Origin of the sequence: Streptomyces sp. NPDC005728, assembly GCF_040630895.1 — a bacterium.
Lineage (GTDB): Bacteria > Actinomycetota > Actinomycetes > Streptomycetales > Streptomycetaceae > Streptomyces.
The window spans coordinates 16,094-35,489 of record NZ_JBEXYL010000026.1; the positions used below are offsets into that span (position 1 = coordinate 16,094).

16 protein-coding genes and 2 tRNA genes are annotated in these 19,396 nt (G+C 71.4%); 15 read left to right on the plus strand and 3 right to left on the minus strand.

What is annotated here, in order from left to right; all coding sequences use genetic code 11:
- The first annotated feature begins 230 nt into the window (after positions 1 to 230).
- Positions 231 to 512, plus strand: a complete 282-nt coding sequence (locus ABZ471_RS19270) for an HU family DNA-binding protein (protein ID WP_067001509.1) — start codon at positions 231 to 233, stop codon at positions 510 to 512.
- A gap of 111 nt (positions 513 to 623) precedes the next feature.
- Here ABZ471_RS19270 and murA read toward each other — a convergent pair whose 3' ends face one another.
- Positions 624 to 1,964 carry a UDP-N-acetylglucosamine 1-carboxyvinyltransferase gene (gene murA, locus ABZ471_RS19275; RefSeq protein ID WP_359067966.1) on the minus strand — a complete coding sequence of 447 codons (1,341 nt, stop codon included), beginning with the start codon at positions 1,962 to 1,964 and terminating at the stop codon, positions 624 to 626.
- Positions 1,965 to 2,241: 277 nt separating this feature from the next.
- Here murA and ABZ471_RS19280 point away from each other — a divergent pair, with 277 nt between their 5' ends.
- The 11 genes from ABZ471_RS19280 (at position 2,242) to ABZ471_RS19330 (ending at position 14,477) form a co-directional block, all read left to right on the plus strand.
- Complete coding sequence (locus ABZ471_RS19280) at positions 2,242 to 2,814, plus strand: YqgE/AlgH family protein (RefSeq protein ID WP_186581645.1); 573 nt, start codon at positions 2,242 to 2,244, stop codon at positions 2,812 to 2,814.
- Positions 2,815 to 2,843: 29 nt separating this feature from the next.
- The gene (locus ABZ471_RS19285) at positions 2,844 to 3,131 is read left to right on the plus strand and encodes a DUF3039 domain-containing protein (protein ID WP_359067967.1); all 288 of its coding nucleotides are present in this window, start codon (positions 2,844 to 2,846) and stop codon (positions 3,129 to 3,131) included.
- A 199-nt stretch (positions 3,132 to 3,330) separates the two neighbouring features.
- Entirely contained in the window at positions 3,331 to 4,623 is a 1,293-nt protein-coding gene (locus ABZ471_RS19290; RefSeq protein ID WP_359067968.1) for an extracellular solute-binding protein, read from the plus strand.
- A gap of 5 nt (positions 4,624 to 4,628) precedes the next feature.
- Positions 4,629 to 5,504 (plus strand): sugar ABC transporter permease, encoded by an 876-nt coding sequence (locus ABZ471_RS19295; RefSeq protein WP_359067969.1) that lies wholly within the window; start codon positions 4,629 to 4,631, stop codon positions 5,502 to 5,504.
- Positions 5,501 to 6,346, plus strand: coding sequence for a carbohydrate ABC transporter permease (locus ABZ471_RS19300; protein WP_359067970.1), 846 nt, complete (start codon positions 5,501 to 5,503; stop codon positions 6,344 to 6,346). The genes ABZ471_RS19295 and ABZ471_RS19300 overlap by 4 nt, the downstream gene beginning before the upstream one ends.
- A 19-nt stretch (positions 6,347 to 6,365) precedes the next feature.
- Complete coding sequence (locus ABZ471_RS19305; protein ID WP_359068047.1) at positions 6,366 to 7,991, plus strand: beta-N-acetylhexosaminidase; 1,626 nt, start codon at positions 6,366 to 6,368, stop codon at positions 7,989 to 7,991.
- A 224-nt stretch (positions 7,992 to 8,215) separates the two neighbouring features.
- Positions 8,216 to 9,109, plus strand: coding sequence for an FAD binding domain-containing protein (locus ABZ471_RS19310; protein WP_359067971.1), 894 nt, complete (start codon positions 8,216 to 8,218; stop codon positions 9,107 to 9,109).
- Entirely contained in the window at positions 9,106 to 10,710 is a 1,605-nt protein-coding gene (locus ABZ471_RS19315; protein ID WP_359067972.1) for a 2Fe-2S iron-sulfur cluster-binding protein, read from the plus strand. Before ABZ471_RS19310 ends, ABZ471_RS19315 begins: the two co-directional genes overlap by 4 nt.
- Positions 10,707 to 13,016 (plus strand): molybdopterin cofactor-binding domain-containing protein, encoded by a 2,310-nt coding sequence (locus ABZ471_RS19320; RefSeq protein ID WP_359067973.1) that lies wholly within the window; start codon positions 10,707 to 10,709, stop codon positions 13,014 to 13,016. The genes ABZ471_RS19315 and ABZ471_RS19320 overlap by 4 nt, the downstream gene beginning before the upstream one ends.
- Positions 13,013 to 13,138, plus strand: a complete 126-nt coding sequence (locus ABZ471_RS19325; RefSeq protein ID WP_359067974.1) for a hypothetical protein — start codon at positions 13,013 to 13,015, stop codon at positions 13,136 to 13,138. The genes ABZ471_RS19320 and ABZ471_RS19325 overlap by 4 nt, the downstream gene beginning before the upstream one ends.
- A 178-nt stretch (positions 13,139 to 13,316) precedes the next feature.
- A complete protein-coding gene (locus tag ABZ471_RS19330) occupies positions 13,317 to 14,477 on the plus strand; it encodes an SUKH-4 family immunity protein (RefSeq protein ID WP_359067975.1) in 1,161 nt (386 codons plus the stop codon).
- An 83-nt stretch (positions 14,478 to 14,560) separates the two neighbouring features.
- Here ABZ471_RS19330 and ABZ471_RS19335 read toward each other — a convergent pair.
- Both ABZ471_RS19335 and ABZ471_RS19340 read right to left on the minus strand, forming a co-directional pair.
- Positions 14,561 to 14,635, minus strand: a tRNA-Cys gene (locus tag ABZ471_RS19335).
- A gap of 20 nt (positions 14,636 to 14,655) precedes the next feature.
- Positions 14,656 to 14,753: transfer RNA gene (locus tag ABZ471_RS19340), tRNA-OTHER, on the minus strand.
- Between the two features lie 174 nt (positions 14,754 to 14,927).
- Between ABZ471_RS19340 and ABZ471_RS19345 the strand changes: the two genes are divergently transcribed.
- The 3 genes from ABZ471_RS19345 (at position 14,928) to ABZ471_RS19355 (ending at position 19,388) form a co-directional block, all read left to right on the plus strand.
- Positions 14,928 to 16,364, plus strand: a complete 1,437-nt coding sequence (locus ABZ471_RS19345; protein WP_359067976.1) for an MFS transporter — start codon at positions 14,928 to 14,930, stop codon at positions 16,362 to 16,364.
- 279 nt (positions 16,365 to 16,643) lie between these two features.
- Complete coding sequence (locus tag ABZ471_RS19350; RefSeq protein ID WP_359067977.1) at positions 16,644 to 18,443, plus strand: DEAD/DEAH box helicase; 1,800 nt, start codon at positions 16,644 to 16,646, stop codon at positions 18,441 to 18,443.
- A 303-nt stretch (positions 18,444 to 18,746) separates the two neighbouring features.
- Positions 18,747 to 19,388, plus strand: a complete 642-nt coding sequence (locus ABZ471_RS19355; protein ID WP_359067978.1) for a helix-turn-helix domain-containing protein — start codon at positions 18,747 to 18,749, stop codon at positions 19,386 to 19,388.
- Positions 19,389 to 19,396: the final 8 nt, after the last annotated feature.

The following is a 19,396-nucleotide window of genomic DNA, read 5'->3' on the forward strand; positions in this document are numbered from 1 at the left end:
CACGACAGCCCCCGCACCGGCGCGTCGCAGGACCCCCCACCGGCGGGTGCCCCTATGGTGTCCGGCGAGCAGGCGCTTTTCGGGTGACTCCCTAGGGTGTTCTCGACTCCTACGGGTGCCGGATTGGCTTTCCCGCCGCAGGTAGGGGCAGGATGCGTCCCTGGGCGCGAGCGTATCGGCATCGATCTCACCTCACGCCTCAACGGCAAGAAGAACACGGGAGTAACAACATGAACCGCAGTGAGCTGGTGGCCGCGCTGGCCGACCGCGCCGAGGTGACCCGCAAGGACGCCGACGCCGTTCTGGCCGCGTTCGCCGAGGTCGTCGGCGACATCGTCTCCAAGGGCGACGAGAAGGTCACCATCCCCGGCTTCCTGACCTTCGAGCGCACCCACCGTGCCGCTCGTACCGCGCGCAACCCGCAGACCGGTGAGCCCATCAACATCCCGGCCGGCTACAGCGTGAAGGTCTCCGCGGGCTCGAAGCTCAAGGAAGCTGCCAAGGGCAAGTAAGCGCCGAGCGCTCCGCCGAGAGCGCCGATGGGGCGGCACCCGTGATCTCGGGTGCCGCCCCATTGTGGTCGCGGCCGAAGACGGCGTCGAACGCCGGCCGGGCAGGCCGTGCTAGCCCAGCGCCTTGCCGGGCAACTCCACCTTCGCGCCCAGCTCCACCAGCTTCTCCATGAAGTTCTCGTAGCCACGGTTGATGAGTTCGATGCCGTGGACGCGGGACGTGCCCTCGGCCGCGAGGGCCGCGATCAGGTAGGAGAAGCCGCCACGCAGGTCGGGGATGACCAGGTCGGCGCCCTGCAGCTTGGTCGGTCCTGAGACGACCGCGGAGTGCAGGAAGTTGCGCTGGCCGAAGCGGCAGTCGGAGCCGCCCAGGCACTCGCGGTAGAGCTGGATGTGCGCGCCCATCTGGTTGAGCGCGGAGGTGAAGCCCAGCCGGGACTCGTACACCGTCTCGTGGATGATGGACAGGCCCGTGGCCTGCGTCAGGGCCACCACCAGCGGCTGCTGCCAGTCGGTCTGGAAGCCCGGGTGCACGTCCGTCTCGAGGGCGATGGACTTCAGCTGGCCGCCGGGGTGCCAGAAGCGGATGCCCTCGTCATCGATCTCGAAGGCACCGCCCACCTTCCGGTAGGTGTTCAGGAACGTCATCATCGAGCGCTGCTGGGCGCCGCGGATGTAGATGTTGCCGCTGGTCGCCAGCGCCGCGGAGGCCCAGGACGCGGCCTCCAGACGGTCCGGGAGGGCCGCGTGGGTGTAGCCGCCGAGCTGGTCCACACCGGTGATGCGGATCGTGCGGTCGGTGTCCATCGCGATGATCGCGCCCATCTTCTGCAGAACGCAGATCAGGTCCTCGATCTCCGGCTCGACGGCCGCGTTGGACAACTCCGTGACGCCCTCGGCCAGTACGGCCGTCAGCAGCACCTGCTCGGTCGCGCCGACGGACGGGTACGGCAGCCGGATCTTCGTGCCGCGCAGCCGCTGCGGCGCCTCCAGGTACTGACCGTCCGCGCGCTTCTCGATGGTCGCGCCGAACTGCCGCAGCACGTCGAAGTGGAAGTCGATGGGCCGGCCGCCGATGTCGCAGCCGCCGAGGCCCGGGATGAAGGCGTGGCCGAGGCGGTGCAGCAGCGGGCCGCAGAAGAGGATCGGGATCCGGCTGGAACCCGCGTGGGCATCGATGTCAGCGACGTTCGCGCTTTCCACGTGGGTCGGGTCGAGCACCAGCTCGCCGGGCTCCTCACCGGGGCGGACCGTCACCCCGTGCAGCTGGAGCAGGCCACGCACGACGCGCACGTCACGGATGTCCGGAACGTTGCGCAGTCGGCTCGGCGCGCTGCCCAGCAGGGCGGCGACCATGGCCTTCGGTACGAGGTTCTTCGCACCGCGGACACGGATCTCGCCCTCCAGCGGGGTTCCGCCGTGGACAAGCAGGACATCGTCGTTGACGGTCATGAATCTCGCGTTCCGATGAGTCGGGCAGGGGTCGGCCGATCACTTAGCGCGGGGGCCGGAAAGACAGGGTAATCGCCGATCACCCCCCTCCCGTAAGCCCAAGGACCACCCAGCCACGTCATAGCTGTGTCACAACACGAACCGTTCCGCGTCGGGCACGTGGGGTCACCGGTGGACCTGCGTGCGCCGGGGCCGCCCCTCTGCGCCCTGAGCTGCGTTCACTCCCACACCTCGATGGGCTCCCCACTCCAGGGGAAGATGCGGGATCATGTCTGGCATGACCGAGGTGTCCTCGCTCACAGGGCGGCTGCTCGTGGCCACGCCCGCCCTGGCGGACCCGAACTTCGACCGTGCGGTGGTGCTCCTTCTCGACCACGACGAGGAGGGCTCCCTCGGTGTCGTCCTCAACCGCCCCACGCCGGTGGACGTGGGCGACATCCTGGAAGGCTGGGCCGATCTCGCCGGCGAGCCCGGCGTGGTCTTCCAGGGCGGACCCGTCTCGCTGGACTCGGCGCTCGGCGTCGCGGTCATCCCGGGCGGCGCGAACGGCGACCGCGCCCCGCTCGGCTGGCGGCGGGTGCACGGCGCGATCGGCCTGGTGGACCTGGAGGCCCCGCCGGAGCTGCTCGCCTCGGCCCTCGGCTCGCTAAGGATCTTCGCCGGTTACGCCGGCTGGGGCCCCGGCCAGCTGGAGGACGAGCTGGTGGAGGGCGCATGGTACGTCGTGGAGTCCGAGCCGGGCGACGTGTCCTCGCCGGCCCCGGAGAGACTCTGGCGCGAGGTGCTGCGCCGCCAGCGCAACGAGCTGGCGATGGTGGCCACGTACCCCGACGACCCGTCGCTCAACTGATGTCCGTGAGCTTCAGTACTCTTGCTGATATGAGCACTCTTGAGCCCGAGCGCGGGACTGGTACGGGGACCCTCGTAGAGCCGACGCCACAGGTGTCCCACGGCGACGGCGACCACGAGCGCTTCGCCCACTACGTCCAGAAGGACAAGATCATGGCGAGCGCCCTCGACGGCACCCCCGTCGTGGCGCTGTGCGGCAAGGTGTGGGTGCCGGGCCGCGACCCGAAGAAGTACCCCGTGTGTCCCATGTGCAAGGAGATCTACGAGTCCATGGGCAGCGGCGGCGACAAGGGCGGCAAGGGCGGCGACAAGAAGTAGGGCTGCCCCCGCCCGGCTGAGGACAGCACGGCCCCCGGGACGCGTCGAGGCGCGTCCCGGGGGCCTTTGTGCTTTCTGGTCACAGAGTGGTTGAGACCTCTTGTCGGCATGTTCATGTTGTCCCTAGCCTCCGTGGTGTTGTGCAGAGCGAAACAGCCATTGCATATGTTGCAACGCACTACTTCCGGAGGAACGCTCCATGAAGCTGTCCGCCCCACTCGCCGCGCTGCTCACCCTCGTCGTCGTCACCGCCTGCGCCCCCCAGTCCTCCTCCAACTCCGCCTCCGACAAGGACGAGAAGACCGGCACCCTCAGGGTCTGGCTCTTCCAGGAGGTCGGCAACGAGCCCAAGAAGAAGGTCGTCGACTCCGTCGTCGCCGGCTTCCGCAAGGCCCACAAGGGCACCGGGGTCGACGTCGAGTACATCCCGGTCGAGACCCGCGCCCAGCGCGTCAAGGCCGCCTTCAACGACCCGTCCTCGGCGCCCGACGTCATCGAGTACGGCAACACCGACACCGCCGGCTACGTCCACGACGGCGGACTCCTCGACGTCACCAGGGAGTTCTCCTCCTGGACCGAGGCGAAGAACACCGACCCGACGGCCCGGCAGTCGGTCACGGTGGACGGAAAGATCTACGGCGCACCCTTCTACGTCGGCGTCCGCGCCCTGTACTACCGCACCGACGTCTTCAGGGAACTCGGCCTGAAACCGCCGACGTCCATGGCCGAGCTGGCCACCACCGCCCGTACGATCCGGGCCGCGAAACCCGACCTGTACGGCCTGGCCGTCGGCGGCGCCTACACCTACGGCGCCATGCCCTTCATCTGGGCCGACGAAGGCGAACTGGCCACCGGCAAGGGCGGCTCGTACGCCTCCGCGATCGACAGCGCCGCGGCCCGCAAGGGCATCAAGGCCTACACGTCCCTGTTCTCCGACGCCAACTGTCCCGCCGCCAAGTGCGCGGGCATGGGCGGCAACGACACCGTGACCGCGTTCGCCGCGGGCAAGGCCGGCATGGCGATCGGCGGCGACTTCAGCCACGCGGCCGTGGAGGCCGGGAAGGTGAAGGGCAAGTACGCGGTCGTACCGCTGCCGGGCGTGGCCCCGGGCTCGATCGCCCCGGCGTTCGCGGGCGGCAACAACATCGGCGTCCTGAAGAGCACCGCCCACCGCACGCTCGCCGTGGACCTCATGGAGCGGCTGGCCGCCAAGAAGACGCAGTCCGCCCTGTTCGACGCGATGGGCTTCCTGCCGACCTTCACGGACGTCCGCGACCAGGCGGCGGCCCGGCAGCCCTTCGTCAAGCCGTTCGTGACCACGCTGGCGTCCGGCACCAAGTTCGTCCCCGCCTCGCCGGCCTGGTCGCAGATCGACTCCTCGCTCGTCCTGCCGACGATGTTCCAGGAGGTCATCAGCGGCAAGAAGGATGTGGCGGCGGCCTCGCAGGACGCGGCGAAGAAGATGGACGACGCGTTCGGCTCCGCCGGGTGAGCAGCATGCGCCGCCACCGAGCCCCCTGGCTCTACCTCGCCCCCGCCCTCGTCGTCCTCGGCGCCCTGCTCGTCTACCCCGTCTACCAGCTCGGCCTGATCTCCTTCTTCCGGTACACCCAGGCCCAGGTCAGCGGGGGCGAACCGACCGTCTTCCGGGGGTTCGGCAACTACACGGACCTGTTCTCCGACGGGCAGTTCTGGCAGGTGCTGCTGGCCACCGTGGTCTTCGCCGCGGCCTGTGTCGCCGCCACCCTCGCCGTCGGCTGCGCGCTCGCCGTGCTGCTCACACGGGTGCGTGCCGTACCCCGGCTGGCGCTGATGCTGGCCGCGCTCGGCGCCTGGGCCACCCCGGCCGTCACCGGCTCCACGGTCTGGCTGCTCCTCTTCGACCCCGACTTCGGTCCGGTGAACCGGATCCTCGGCCTCGGCGACCACTCCTGGACGTACGGGCGCTACAGCGCCTTCCTCCTCGTCCTGCTCGAAGTGGTCTGGTGCTCCTTCCCGTTCGTGATGGTGACGGTCTACGCCGGGATCCGCGCCGTACCCTCCGAGGTGCTGGAGGCCGCGGCCCTGGACGGCGCCTCGCAGTGGCGGATCTGGCGCTCGGTGCTCGCGCCGATGCTCCGGCCGATCCTCACCGTCGTCACCATCCAGTCGGTCATCTGGGACTTCAAGGTTTTCACGCAGATCTACGTCATGACGAACGGCGGCGGCATCGCGGGCCAGAACCTGGTGCTGAACGTGTACGCCTACCAGGAGGCGTTCGCGTCCTCCCAGTACGGCCTCGGTTCGGCGATCGGCGTCGTGACGCTGCTGATCCTTCTCGCCGTGACGCTGGTGTACCTGCGGCTGCTGCGCCGCCAGGGGGAGGAGCTGTGAATCTTCTTCGCGTGCGTGTGCAGCGGCCGTGGCGGTCGGCGGCAGAGGCCTCGGCCCTGCTGATCGCGGCCGCCGTCGCCTTCCCGCTGTACTGGATGGTGCTGAGCGCCTTCAAACCGGCCGGCGAGATCGAGTCCGACCGGCCCAGGCCGTGGACGCTCGCACCGTCCCTGGACTCCTTCCGGCGGGTCTTCGGGCAGCAGGAATTCGGCCGTTACTTCGTCAACAGCCTTGTGGTGGCGGGCAGTGTGGTGATCGTCTCCGCGGTGATCGCGTTTCTCGCCGCGACCGCCGTCGCGCGCTTCCGCTTCCGCTTCCGGACCACCCTGCTGATCATGTTTCTGGTGGCCCAGATGGTGCCCGTGGAAGCCCTCACGATCCCCCTGTTCTTCCTCATGCGGGACTTCGGCCAGCTGAACACCCTCGGCTCGCTGATCCTGCCTCACATCGCGTTCTCTCTGCCCTTCGCGATCTGGATGCTGAGGGGGTTCGTGAAAGCCGTGCCGGAAGCGCTGGAGGAGGCCGCGTACCTGGACGGGGCGAGCCGCGGGCGATTCCTCTGGCAGATCCTTTTCCCGCTCGTGTTCCCCGGCCTGGTGGCCACGAGCGTGTTTTCCTTCATCTCGGCCTGGAACGACTTCCTGTTCGCCAAGTCCTTCATCATCAGCGACACCTCCCAGTCGACCCTGCCGATGGCCCTGCTGGTCTTCTACAAGCCGGACGAGCCGGACTGGGGCGGCGTCATGGCCGCGTCCACGGTGATGACGATTCCGGTGCTGGTCTTCTTCGTACTCGTACAGCGACGTCTGGTCTCGGGACTGGGTGGAGCGGTAAAGGACTGACGTGACTGACATCGTGGATCTGATTCCGGCTCCGGCGCGCTGTTCCTGGAACACCCTCGGCCACACGTGCCTCGACAGCGACACGGCCCTGGAGGCGCGGCCCGGCACGGAAGGCGCCGCGCGCTGGCTTCGCGCCACGGTCGGCGCCGCGACCGGCCTGCCCTTCCCCGAGGGGGGCGACGGCGCCAACCGACTCGTGCTGAGCATCGAGACCGACCTGCCGCCGGAGGGCTACCGCCTGGTCAACGACGACGGCCCGTACCTCATTCAGGGCGGCAGCGCGGCCGGTGTCTTCTGGGGAGCCCAAACCTTCCGGCAGCTGCTCGGCCCCGACGCCTTCCGCCGGGCACCGGTGCGGCCGGGGCAGGACTGGGACCTCCCGCAGATCACCGTCGAGGATTCCCCCCGCTTTCGCTGGCGCGGCCTCATGCTCGACGTCGCCCGGCACTTCATGCCCAAGGAAGGCGTGCTGCGCTACCTGGACCTGATGGCCGCGCACAAACTCAACGTCTTCCACTTCCACCTGACGGACGACCAGGGCTGGCGGATCGAGATCAAGCGGTACCCGAAGCTGACCGAGGTCGCCTCCTGGCGGGCGCGGACGAAATTCGGTCACCGCGCCTCGCCGCTGTGGGACGAGAAGCCGCACGGGGGTTACTACACCCAGGACGACATCCGGGAGATCGTCGCCTACGCCGCCGAGCGGCACATCACCGTCGTCCCCGAAATCGACGTACCGGGCCACTCGCAGGCCGCCATCGCCGCGTATCCGGAACTCGGCAACACCGACGTCATCGACACCACCGCCCTCACCGTCTGGGACACCTGGGGGATCTCCGCGAACGTACTCGCCCCCACTGACAGCACCCTGCGCTTCTACGAGGGGGTGTTCGAGGAAGTCCTGGAGCTGTTCCCGGCGGACGCCGCCGAGTTCTCGGCGTTCGTCCACGTCGGCGGCGACGAATGTCGCAAGGACCAGTGGAGCGAGTCGGTGACCGCCAAGACCCGCATCACGGAACAGGGGCTCACCGACGAGGACGAGTTGCAGTCCTGGTTCATCGGGCACTTCGACAAGTGGCTCTCCGCGCGCGGGCGCCGCCTCATCGGCTGGGACGAGATCCTGGAGGGCGGACTCGCGCCGGGGGCGGCGGTGTCCTCCTGGCGCGGCTACGGGGGCGGCGTCGCGGCCGCACAGGCCGGGCACGACGTCGTCATGTGCCCGGAGCAGTACGTGTACCTGGACCACCGGCAGGCCCCGGGCGAGGACGAACCCGTGCCGATCGGCTTCGTGCGCACCCTGGAGGACGTCTACCGGTTCGAGCCCGTCCCGGCCCGGCTCACCCCCGAGGAGGCCCGGCACGTGCTGGGCACCCAGGCCAACGTGTGGACCGAGGTGATGGAGGACATCGCGCGCGTCGATTACCAGACCTTCCCGCGGCTCGCCGCCTTCGCCGAGGTCGCCTGGAGCCGGCTGCCCGCCCCGCAGGAGCGCGACTTCGCCGGCTTCGAGCGCCGTATGGCCGCCCACTACCGGCGACTTGACGCCCTGGGCGTCGCCTACCGGCCGCCCGCCGGGCCCCGGCCCTGGCAGCAGCGCCCCGGCGTGCTCGGACGCCCGATCGAAGGGCCACCCCCGAACAGATAACGGAAAAAACACGTCAGCATCACCGAAGAGTAGCAATTCGCTCGCACCGGTGATGCCGTGCGAAACCGGTCCATCTCCCCGATGAGGTGGGCGAATGCCTCCTAGCGGACCCCCGCGTTCGAGCCTTGCGAAGATGTGCCAGAGTTGCCACGTCCGCCCTGTGACCACGTACCGTACGGCCACACAGGTGGGACCAGGTGGGGCAGCGGGAAGGGGCAGCCGGTTTGACCACGCACGCACCGCAGGCGGCGCAGGCCGTCACGCTGCCCACGACACTGGACGAGGCCGTGGCGGCCCTCGCCGCCACGCCCACGGCCGTACCCGTGGCGGGCGGCACCGACCTGATGGCCGCCGTCAACTCCGGCCAGCTCAGGCCCGCCGCCCTGGTGGGCCTCGGGCGGATCAGCGAGATCCGCGGCTGGCAGTACCAGGACGGCCACGCGCTGCTCGGCGCGGGCCTCACGCACGCACGCATGGGCCGCCCCGACTTCGCGGCCCTGATCCCGGCGCTCGCCGCCGCCGCGCGCGCCGCGGGCCCGCCGCACATCCGCAACGCGGGCACCCTCGGCGGCAACATCGCCTCGGCCTCCCCCACCGGGGACGCGCTGCCGGTGCTGGCCGCCCTGGAGGCGACGCTGATCATCGCGGGCCCGGGCGGAGCCCGCCGGGAGATCCCGGTGTCGCACCTGCTGGCCGGTGTGGAGATGCTGCGGGCCGGCGAACTCATCGGGTACGTGCGCGTGCCGCTGCTGCACGCCCCGCAGGTCTTCCTGAAGGCGACCGGACGCACCGGCCCGGGCCGCGCGGTGGCCTCCGTGGCCCTGGTGCTCGACCCGGCCCGGCGCGGGGTGCGGTGTGCGGTCGGCGCCATAGCGCCGATGCCGCTCAGGCCCCTGGAGGCCGAGCAGTGGGTCGCCGGGCTCATCGACTGGGACAACGACCGCGCGCTCGTCCCGGAGGCCCTGAACGCCTTCGGGGAGTACGTCGCCGCGGCCTGCATCCCCGACCCGGCCCCGGAGCCGGACGGTTCCGTGGCCCCGCTTCCGCCCGCGGTACTGCACCTGCGGCGCTCCGTTGCCGCGCTGGCCCGACGAGCACTGGGGAGGGCACTGTCGTGACCGACGACCAGCACGGAGAGGGCACGCCGCCCCAGGGTGGCGGCCGCTGGGACCCGCTGCCCCAGGGTGACTACGACGACGGCGCCACCGCCTTCGTCAAGCTCCCCGAGGGCGGCATCGACGCCCTGCTGTCCGGTGACAGTCCCCTGGCCGCGCCCGGCCACGGCTACGTGCCGCCGCGGATAGCGGTCACCCCGGGGGTGAGCGACCCGGGCGCCACCGGCACCTGGACGATGCCCGCCGACGGTCACCAGTGGCCCGACCCGAACGCCGTGCCCCAGGAGCAGGCGGCGGACGACCGGTTCACGTACCACCCCGCCGCCACGCAGCAGTGGACCTTCGAGGAACCCGCGGCCCCGCCCGCACCCGGGCACGACGTCACCGGCCAGTGGTCCATCCCGGTCGCCGGCGGCGATCTCCCGGACGAATCGGGCGAATTCACCACGTCCTCGTTGGTCGAGCAGTGGGGCGGCACCCCGCCGGCCACCCTCCCCGGCGGAGCGCCCGCACCCTGGGCGACCGAGCCCGCGGGCCGGCCGTGGGGACAGCCGGAGCACGACGCCGGCCCCCACGCGGCCGACACGGCCCCGGCACCGGGGTACGCACCCGCGGCGCCGTACGCCCCCGACGCGCCCGCACAGGCCCCTGAGGGCTCCGCTGGCGGCCCGGCAGAGCACGGCCGCCCCGCAGCCCCTCCGGCCGCACAGGAGGCCGTGGAAACGCCGGACGCGGCCGCACCCACGGCCCCTGCGGAACCCGCGCTCCCGGCCGACGCACCCGACACCGCCGTAGCGCCGGACTCCCTGCCGGACGCTGCCGAAGCGGACTCGGCCGGCACGCCGGAGGAGACCGGGCCCGCGGCACCGGCACGTGCCCCCGAGGACCCGGCGGCCCCGGAGCAGGACGCCCCCGAGGACCCCGCCGAGGCCGTGCCGCCGCACGACGACCACCCCCTCGCCTCCTACGTCCTGCGCGTCAACGGCGCCGACCGGCCCGTCACCGACGCCTGGATCGGCGAGTCCCTGCTGTACGTCCTGCGGGAGCGGCTCGGCCTCGCCGGGGCCAAGGACGGCTGCTCGCAGGGCGAGTGCGGTGCCTGCAACGTCCAGGTCGACGGGCGCCTGGTGGCCTCCTGCCTGGTCCCGGCGGTCACCGCGGCCGGCAGCGAGGTCCGTACGGTCGAGGGCCTGGCCGCCGACGGACAGCCCTCCGACGTGCAGCGGGCGCTCGCCCGGTGCGGTGCCGTGCAGTGCGGCTTCTGCGTGCCGGGCATGGCGATGACCGTGCACGACCTGCTGGAGGGCAACCCCGCGCCGACCGAGCTGGAGACCCGGCAGGCCCTGTGCGGCAACCTGTGCCGCTGCTCCGGCTACCGGGGTGTCCTGGAGGCCGTCAAGGAGGTCGTCGCCGAACGCGAGGCGTACACCGCCGGCGCTGAGACGGACGGGGACGAGGCACGTATTCCGCACCAGGCGGGCCCGGGCTCCGGCGGCGTCAACCCGTCGGCGTTCGAGGGGCACGGTGTCTTCGACAGCCCCGGCACCTTCGGTACACCGGGACAGCACGACCAGCAGTACGGCCAGGACGGAGGCCAGGCGTGAGCAACGAAGCCGCCACCGCGACCACCGCGGCGGAAGCGGACCCCGGCGCCGAGCCGTTGCCGCGCGGCCTCGGCGCCTCCCTGCCGCACGTCGACGCGCGTGCCAAGACCGAGGGCACCTTCCCGTACGCGGCCGACCTGTGGGCCGAGGGCCTGCTGTGGGCGGCCGTACTGCGCTCCCCGCACGCGCACGCGCGCATCGTGTCCATCGACACCACCCACGCGCGCGAGATGCCCGGCGTACGGGCCGTCGTCACCCACGAGGACGTGCCCGGCACCCCCCGCCACGGCCGGGGCACGCCCGACCGCCCGGTGTTCGCCTCCGAGGTGGTGCGCCACCACGGCGAGCCCATCGCCGCGGTCGCCGCCGACCACCCCGACACCGCGCGGATGGCCGCCGCCGCCGTCATCGTCGAGTACGAAGTACTCGACCCGGTCATCGACCCGGAGCAGGCCTTCGAGGCCGAGCCCCTGCACCCCGACGGCAACCTGATCCGGCACATTCCGCTGCGCCACGGCGACCCGGACGCGGCCGGCGAGGTCGTCGTCGAGGGCCTGTACCGCATCGGCCGCCAGGACCCGGCCCCCATCGGCGCCGAGGCCGGTCTCGCCGTGCCGCGCCCCGACGGCGGCGTGGAGCTGTACCTGGCCTCCACCGACCCGCACACCGACCGGAACACGGCAGCGGCCTGTTACGGCCTGTCCCCCGATCAGGTGAAGATCGTCGTCACCGGGGTGCCCGGCGCCACCGCCGACCGCGAGGACCAGGGCTTCCAGCTCCCGCTCGGCCTGCTCGCGCTCAGGACCGGCTGCCCGGTGAAGCTCACGGTCACCCGCGAGGAGTCCTTCCTCGGCCACGTGCACCGCCACCCGACCCTGCTGCGTTACCGCCACCACGCCGACGCCGAGGGCAAGCTGGTGAAGGTCGAGGCACAGATCCTCCTCGACGCGGGCGCCTACGCCGACACCTCCGCCGAGGCGCTCGCCGCCGCCGTCTCCTTCGCGTGCGGCCCCTACGTCGTCCCGAACGCCTTCATCGAGGGCTGGGCCGTACGCACCAACAACCCGCCCTCCGGCCATGTGCGCGGCGAGGGCGCCATGCAGGTGTGCGCCGCCTACGAGGCGCAGATGGACAAGCTCGCGAAGAAACTCGGCGTGGACCCGGCCGAGCTGCGCCTGCGCAACGCGCTCGCCACCGGCGACGTCCTCCCGATCGGCCAGACGGTCACCTGTCCGGCACCGGTGGCCGAGCTCCTCCAGGCGGTCCGCGACTTCCCCCTCCCGGCCCTCCCCAAGGACACCCCCGAGGACGAGTGGCTGCTGCCCGGCGGCCCCGAGGGCGCGGGCGAACCGGGTGCGGTGCGCCGGGGCGTCGGCTACGGCCTGGGCATGGTGCACATGCTCGGCGCGGAGGGCACCGACGAGGTCTCCACGGCGACCGTGAAGGTCCACGACGGGGTCGCCACCGTGCTGTGCGCGGCCGTGGAGACGGGGCAGGGCTTCACCACCCTCGCCCGCCAGATCGTCCAGGAGACTCTCGGCATCGACGAGGTGCATGTGGCACCCGTCGACACCGACCAGCCCCCGGCCGGCGGGGGCTGCCGCGGTCGCCACACCTGGGTGTCGGGCGGCGCGGTGGAACGTGCGGCGAAGATGGTCCGCACGCAACTGCTGCAGCCCCTGGCCCACAAGTTCGGCATGTCGACGGAGCTGCTCCAGATCACCGACGGCAAGATCACCTCGTACGACGGCGTGCTGTCGACGACCGTCACCGAGGCGATGGACGGCAAGGAACTGTGGGCCACGGCCCAGTGCCGCCCGCACCCCACCGAGCCCCTGAACGCCGAGGGCCAGGGTGACGCCTTCGTCGGCCTCGCCTTCTGCGCGATCCGCGCGGTGGTGGACGTGGACATCGAACTCGGCTCGGTCCGGGTGGTGGAGCTGGCGGTCGCCCAGGACGTGGGCCGGGTGCTGAACCCCGCGCAACTGGTCTCGCGCATCGAGGCGGGCCTCACCCAGGGCGTGGGCATCGCGCTCACCGAGAACCTGCGCACGCCCCGCGGCCTGATCCGCCACCCCGACCTGACCGGATACGCCCTGCCGACCGCGCTGGACGTGCCGGACATCCGGATCGTGAAGCTGGTCGAGGAGCGGGACGTGGTCGCGCCCTTCGGCGCCAAGTCGGTCAGCGCGGTCCCGGTGGTGACGTCCCCGGCTGCGATCGCCTCGGCGGTCCGCGCGGCGACGGGCCGCCCGGTCAACCGCCTCCCGATCCGCCCGCAGGCCGCAGTGGTGACACCCCAGTGACCACGCCGCCCGAGGAGCCGCGCTACGAGCCCCCGCCCAGCGTGGGCAAGTTGTTCCTGTGGATCCTCCTGTTCGCCGTGGCGGCCCTGGCCGTTGTCCTGGGCGGCATCTTCCTCACCTGAGGAACTGCGCCCGCACGGAACGGGTGTGGCCCGGCAGGCGTCCTCTTCCACGGGCGTTGTCAGTGGTGCGGCGTAGTGTTCTGGGCAGTGGGGGACGGCCGCTTCCGACGGGAGCCCGGACACGGTCGGGCCTGCCCTGCCCAGGGACCGACGCACCGAGGAAGATCGCGGGGGAGCGATGAGCACGACCGATGCCGGGGTGCCGGCCATCACGCTGAGCGAGGCGGAGCTGGAGCGGTACGTCACGCACGCGCCGACGCGTGGCCTGCTCGCCGGCTCCGGACTGCCCGCGGACACCGACCTGTTGACGTTCTCCCCCCTGCGCACGTACGGCCTGCGCACCCTCGGTGACGCCACGGACGGCCCCTTCCGCCTGGCGGAGGAGCTGCGCAACCGCCTGGTGATAGGCGAACTCCTCAACCCCGCCGGCATGGAGCGCGAGTCGATCCTGCTCGACGGCGACACGGGCGAGATCACGACGGCCTACCTCTTCGACCCCTCCGACCCGCGCCCCTTCGCCCCCTCCCTGGACACTCTCCTGCGCTTCGCCGCGGTCACGGAGGAACTCGCGGGCCTGCGAGGCCGTTTCTCCTCCCTGTCGGGCCAGCACGGCCCCAAGACGGTGACCGAGGCCTCCCGCCGCCTCCTCACCCTCTTCGAGGAGGGCGCGGACGGTGAGGTCCCGGCCTACTGGAAGGCGGCGGCACTGATCCGCCCGCTCGCCCTCATCGCCGGCCCCGGCACGGCGTCCGGCCTCACCCTGGACGTCCCCGCCCGCGTGCTGGACCAGGAGTTCGGCACCGCCCGGGTGGCCCGCTTCGAGGAGGTCGACTTCCCCGCCACGCTCACCCACGAGCCGACCCGCCGCTTCCTGCGCGAGACAGGCCTGCCGGAGGAAGCGGTCCTCTTCCACGCCGACACCGACGTCCCGCTGCCCACCCTCACCGAGTACTTCACCGGAGAGCGCGCCGACGACTATCCGCTGGACGACCTCCCTGCCCACTCCGACCACCTGATCCGCCTCGGTTACCTGGTCGAGGACAACAGCCTGGTGATCGACGGCAGGACGGGCGCGATCCTCACGTTCAGCGAGCCCGAGGCGACGCTGTACCCCCTGAACACCGACGTCTCCACCCTGGCCTTCACCCTCTGGCTCCTGCATCACGAGCGCACCATCGACGAACACCTGGGCCACGAACTGACGACGGACGCCTACGACCAACTCGCCGCAGCGATGATCCGGACCCTGACCTCGATAGACCCCACGGCCCAGTCCCCGGACACCCCCTGGCACTACTGGACGGAGCAGTTCCAGGACGAGGCGGGCGGGGTGCTCTGAAGCACCCCGGCCGGTAAGACGTACAGATGGAACAGGCGGCATCCCGTCCGGGTGCCGCCCTGTCGTTTCGCCTGGTCAGGCGCTGGAGGCCGTGGCGGGATTCGAACCCACGTAACTCGCTTTGCAGGCGAGCCCCTAAACCACTCGGGCACACGGCCGTGATCGAACTTCCTCTCCACAGCCGTGGTGGGAATCGAACCCACGTGACTCGCCGCGAGCGGAGCTCGCTGATGAATGCAGCGCAGGCGAGCCCCTGAACCACTCGGGCACACGGCCGTGTTCGTGGGAATGACGTTAGGTGGCGGGGGAGAACCGGTTCAAGGGGAACCCGGGTGCTGCAACGGGACTGCCACACCGCGTTCATGAAGCGGGGGTGTACGACCAAGGTCGCAGGGCGGGCGGGACCATCGACAGGGGTCAAACCCGGTTGTGGGCCTTACGCTGGCGAGCATGACCGCCCTCGAATCCCCTGACGCCGCTGTTGTGGATGATGCCGCCGGCAGAGAGAGCGGCGTGCTGAGCAGGTCGTACCGGGCGCTCAGCGTCGGGATCGTGTCCGTCGTGCTGCTCATCGCCTTCGAGGCGACCGCCGTCGGGACGGCGATGCCCGTCGCGGCGCGGGAGCTGGACGGGGTGGCGCTGTACGCGTTCGCCTTCTCCGGGTACTTCACGACCAGCCTGTTCGGGATGGTGCTCGCCGGGCAGTGGTCCGACCGGCGGGGGCCGCTCGGGGCGCTCGGCACAGGGATCGCCGCGTTCGCCGCGGGGCTCGTCGTCGCCGGGACCGCTCAGGTGATGTGGGTGTTCATCCTGGGGCGGGCGGTGCAGGGGTTCGGCGGCGGGCTGGTCATCGTCGCGCTGTACGTCGTCGTCGGACGCGCCTACCCGGAGCGGCTGCGGCCCGCGATCCTGGCGGCCTTCGCCGCCGGGTGGGTCGTACCGTCCGTCGTCGGCCCCCTCGCCGCGGGCGCCGTGACGGAGCACCTCGGTTGGCGGTGGGTCTTCCTCGGCATCCCCGTCCTGGTGGTCTTCCCGCTCGCACTCGCGCTGCCGCAGATACGGCGCCGAACGGCGGGGCCCGTGGCAGGTGCCGAGGCCTGTGCCTCCTTCGACCGGCGCCGCATCCGGCTCGCCCTCGCCATCTCGCTCGGCGCGGGACTCCTCCAGTACGCCGCCCAGGACCTGCGGTGGCTCTCGCTGCTCCCCGGTCTCGCCGGTGCCGCCCTGCTCGTGCCCGCCGTCCTCGGGCTGCTGCCGCGCGGCACCTACCGTGCCGCCCGCGGTCTGCCCTCCGTCGTGCTGCTGCGCGGGGTGTCCGCTGGGTCCTTCATCGCCGCCGAGTCCTTCGTCCCGCTGATGCTGGTCACCCAGCGGGGGCTGTCGCCGACGCTGGCCGGGTTCTCGCTCGCCGCGGGCGGGGGAACCTGGGCGCTGGGGTCGTGGGTGCAGTCCCGGCCGCGCGTGGAGCCGTACCGGGAGCGGCTGATGACCGTGGGGATGGTGCTGGTGGCCGCTGCCATCGCCACCGCGCCCAGTGTGCTCGTGCAGGCCGTGCCCGTCTGGATCGTCGCCGTCGCCTGGGGCTTCGGCTGCTTCGGCATGGGGCTGGTGATCTCCTCCACCAGCGTGCTCCTGCTCCAGCTGTCCGCCCCGGAGGAGGCGGGCACCAACTCCGCCGCACTGCAGATCTCCGACGCGCTCTCCAACGTGGTCCTGCTCGCCGCGACCGGTGCCGCCTTCGCCGCCCTGGGCGGCGGCAGCACGGCGGCCGCCACGGCCGCCACGGCCGACGGCACCCACCCCGCGGCCTTCGCCGCCGTGTTCCTGCCGACGGCGGCGGTGGCCCTGCTCGGGGCGTGGGTGACCAGGCGCGTGCGGGAGCGGTGACCCGGCGCCATGACGCCGGACACGACATACCGCCTGGTCATCGACGTGGCCTCCGGGAGGGTGCGGGAGGTCGGTGTGGTCGCGGGGCGGCTGCGGCGGTTGTGACGTGGGTCCCACCCATGGGGGACCCGGCCTCGTCCGGGCGTTGACGGGGGCAGGGCGCCGGTAGGGTGGCCCGGTTGTCATACGTAGCCGAGCCGCCCGCCCGTCACCCACGGTCGCCCTGACCGACGTGCTTCACGCGGCCCCTTGGATTCGAGCCCCATACAAACGGAGACCGTGACTACCACCGCCGCTTCCTCCACCCACTCCCACCACCTTTCGCCGGCGTTTCCCGGCCGTGCGCCCTGGGGTACCGCCAGCAAGCTGCGTGCCTGGCAGCAGGGGGCGATGGAGAGGTATGTCCAGGAGCAGCCGCGTGACTTCCTCGCCGTCGCCACGCCCGGCGCCGGCAAGACGACCTTCGCGCTGACCCTCGCCTCCTGGCTGCTGCACCACCACGTCGTGCAGCAGGTCACCGTGGTCGCGCCGACCGAGCACCTGAAGAAGCAGTGGGCGGAGGCCGCGGCGAGAATAGGGATCAAGCTCGATCCCGAGTACAGCGCCGGTCCGCTCAGCAGGGAGTACGACGGGGTCGCGGTCACGTACGCGGGTGTCGGCGTGCGCCCCATGCTGCACCGGAACCGGGTGGAGCAGCGCAAGACGCTGGTCATCCTCGACGAGATCCACCACGCCGGTGACTCCAAGTCCTGGGGTGAGGCCTGCCTGGAGGCGTTCGAGCCCGCGACCCGGCGGCTCGCGCTGACCGGTACACCGTTCCGGTCCGACACCAACCCCATCCCGTTCGTGACGTACGAGGAGGGGACGGACGGGATCCGGCGGTCCGCCGCCGACTACACGTACGGGTACGGCAACGCGCTGGCCGACCATGTCGTCCGGCCCGTCATCTTCCTCTCCTACAGCGGCAACATGCGGTGGCGGACGAAGGCGGGGGACGAGATCGCCGCGCGGCTCGGCGAGCCCATGACCAAGGACGCCGTCAGCCAGGCCTGGCGCACCGCCCTCGACCCGCGCGGCGACTGGATGCCCAGCGTGCTGCGCGCCGCCGACCAGCGGCTGACCGAGGTCAGGAAGGCCATCCCGGATGCGGGTGCGCTGGTCATCGCCTCCGACCAGGACTCCGCCCGTGCCTACGCCAAGCTGATCCGCGAGATCACCGGCACCAAGGCGACTCTGGTGCTGTCCGACGACACCGGCGCCTCGAAGAGGATCGACGAGTTCAGCGACGGCAACGACCGCTGGATGGTCGCCGTGCGGATGGTGTCCGAGGGCGTCGACGTGCCGCGACTCGCCGTCGGCGTGTACGCCACCACCATCTCGACTCCGCTCTTCTTCGCACAGGCCGTCGGGCGTTTCGTACGGTCCCGGCGGCGCGGCGAGACCGCCTCCGTGTTCCTCCCGACCATCCCCGACCTGCTCACCTTCGCCAACGAGATGGAGGTGGAGCGGGACCACGCCCTCGACAAGCCGAAGAAGGAGGGCGAGGAGGACCCGTACGCCGAGTCCGAGAAGGAGATGGACGAGGCGAACAAGGAGCAGGACGAGGACACCGGCGAACAGGACATGCTGCCCTTCGAGGCACTGGAGTCCGACGCCGTCTTCGACCGGGTCCTCTACGACGGCGCCGAGTTCGGCATGCAGGCTCACCCGGGGAGCGAGGAGGAGCAGGACTACCTCGGCATCCCGGGGCTCCTCGAACCCGACCAGGTGCAGCTGCTGCTGCAGAAGCGGCAGGCCCGTCAGATCGCGCACAGCCGCAAGAAGCCGGACACCGAGGCCGACCTGCTCGAACTGCCCGCCGAGCGGCGGCCGGTGGTCAGCCACAAGGAGATGATGGAGCTGCGCAAGCAGCTCAACACGATGGTCAGCGCGTACGTCCACCAGAGCGGCAAGCCGCACGGGGTGATCCACACCGAGCTGCGGCGGGTGTGCGGGGGGCCGCCGAGTGCCGAGGCCACGGCGGGGCAGCTGCGGCAGCGGATCGCCAAGGTGCAGGAGTGGGCCACGCGGATGCGGTGACGCTCCGCCGGATCGGCCCCCGGTGGATTCAGTGTGCTTATCCGGACGAATGCAGGCAGTCCGTCTGAGCCCTTGCCCGGATTCTGGACGGAGACTTCCGCTCAGCGAACCGCCTTCGCTACTGTCCCGCTACGCACACGCCCCGTGGCAGCGCCGCCGCGGAGCGCAGCCGTGAAGCGACATCGCCCGGAGCCGACGGGCCGTCCTGCCGATCGGCCGCCTCTGAGGCGCGTCTCCGGCGGGACCCGGTGACGCATGCGCCGCTCAGAGGTTGCCGACCTCACCACCAAAGGAGTGGGCGTCGTGACCGCGGAGACTTCTCAGACGCTCGACCGGGGACTGCGCGTCCTCAAGCTGCTGGCCGACACGGACCACGGGCTGACCGTCACCGAGCTGTCCAACAAACTGGGCGTCAACCGGACCGTGGTGTACCGGTTGCTCGCCACGCTGGAGCAGCATGCGCTCGTACGCCGTGATCTGGGCGGGCGAGCCAGGGTCGGACTCGGGGTGCTGCGCCTCGGCCGGCAGGTGCATCCGCTGGTACGGGAAGCCGCGCTGCCCGCCCTGCGCTCGCTCGCCGAGGACATCGGGGCGACGGCGCATCTGACCCTGGTCGACGGGACGGAGGCGCTCGCCGTCGTCGTGGTCGAGCCGACGTGGACGGACTATCACGTGGCCTACCGGGCCGGCTTCCGGCATCCGCTCGACCGGGGCGCCGCGGGCAAGGCGATCCTCTCCGCGCGCCAGTCGCCGTCCGCCGATCCCGGGTACACGCTGACGCACGGGGAGCTGGAGGCGGGGGCCAGTGGAGCCGCGGCGCCGCTCATCGGGGTGACCGGGGTCGAGGGCAGCGTGGGGGTGGTGATGCTCGCGGATTCCGTGCCGGAGAGGGTGGGGGCGCGGGTGATGGATGCGGCCCGGGAAGTCGCCGAAGCGTTGCGCTGACCGCGGGG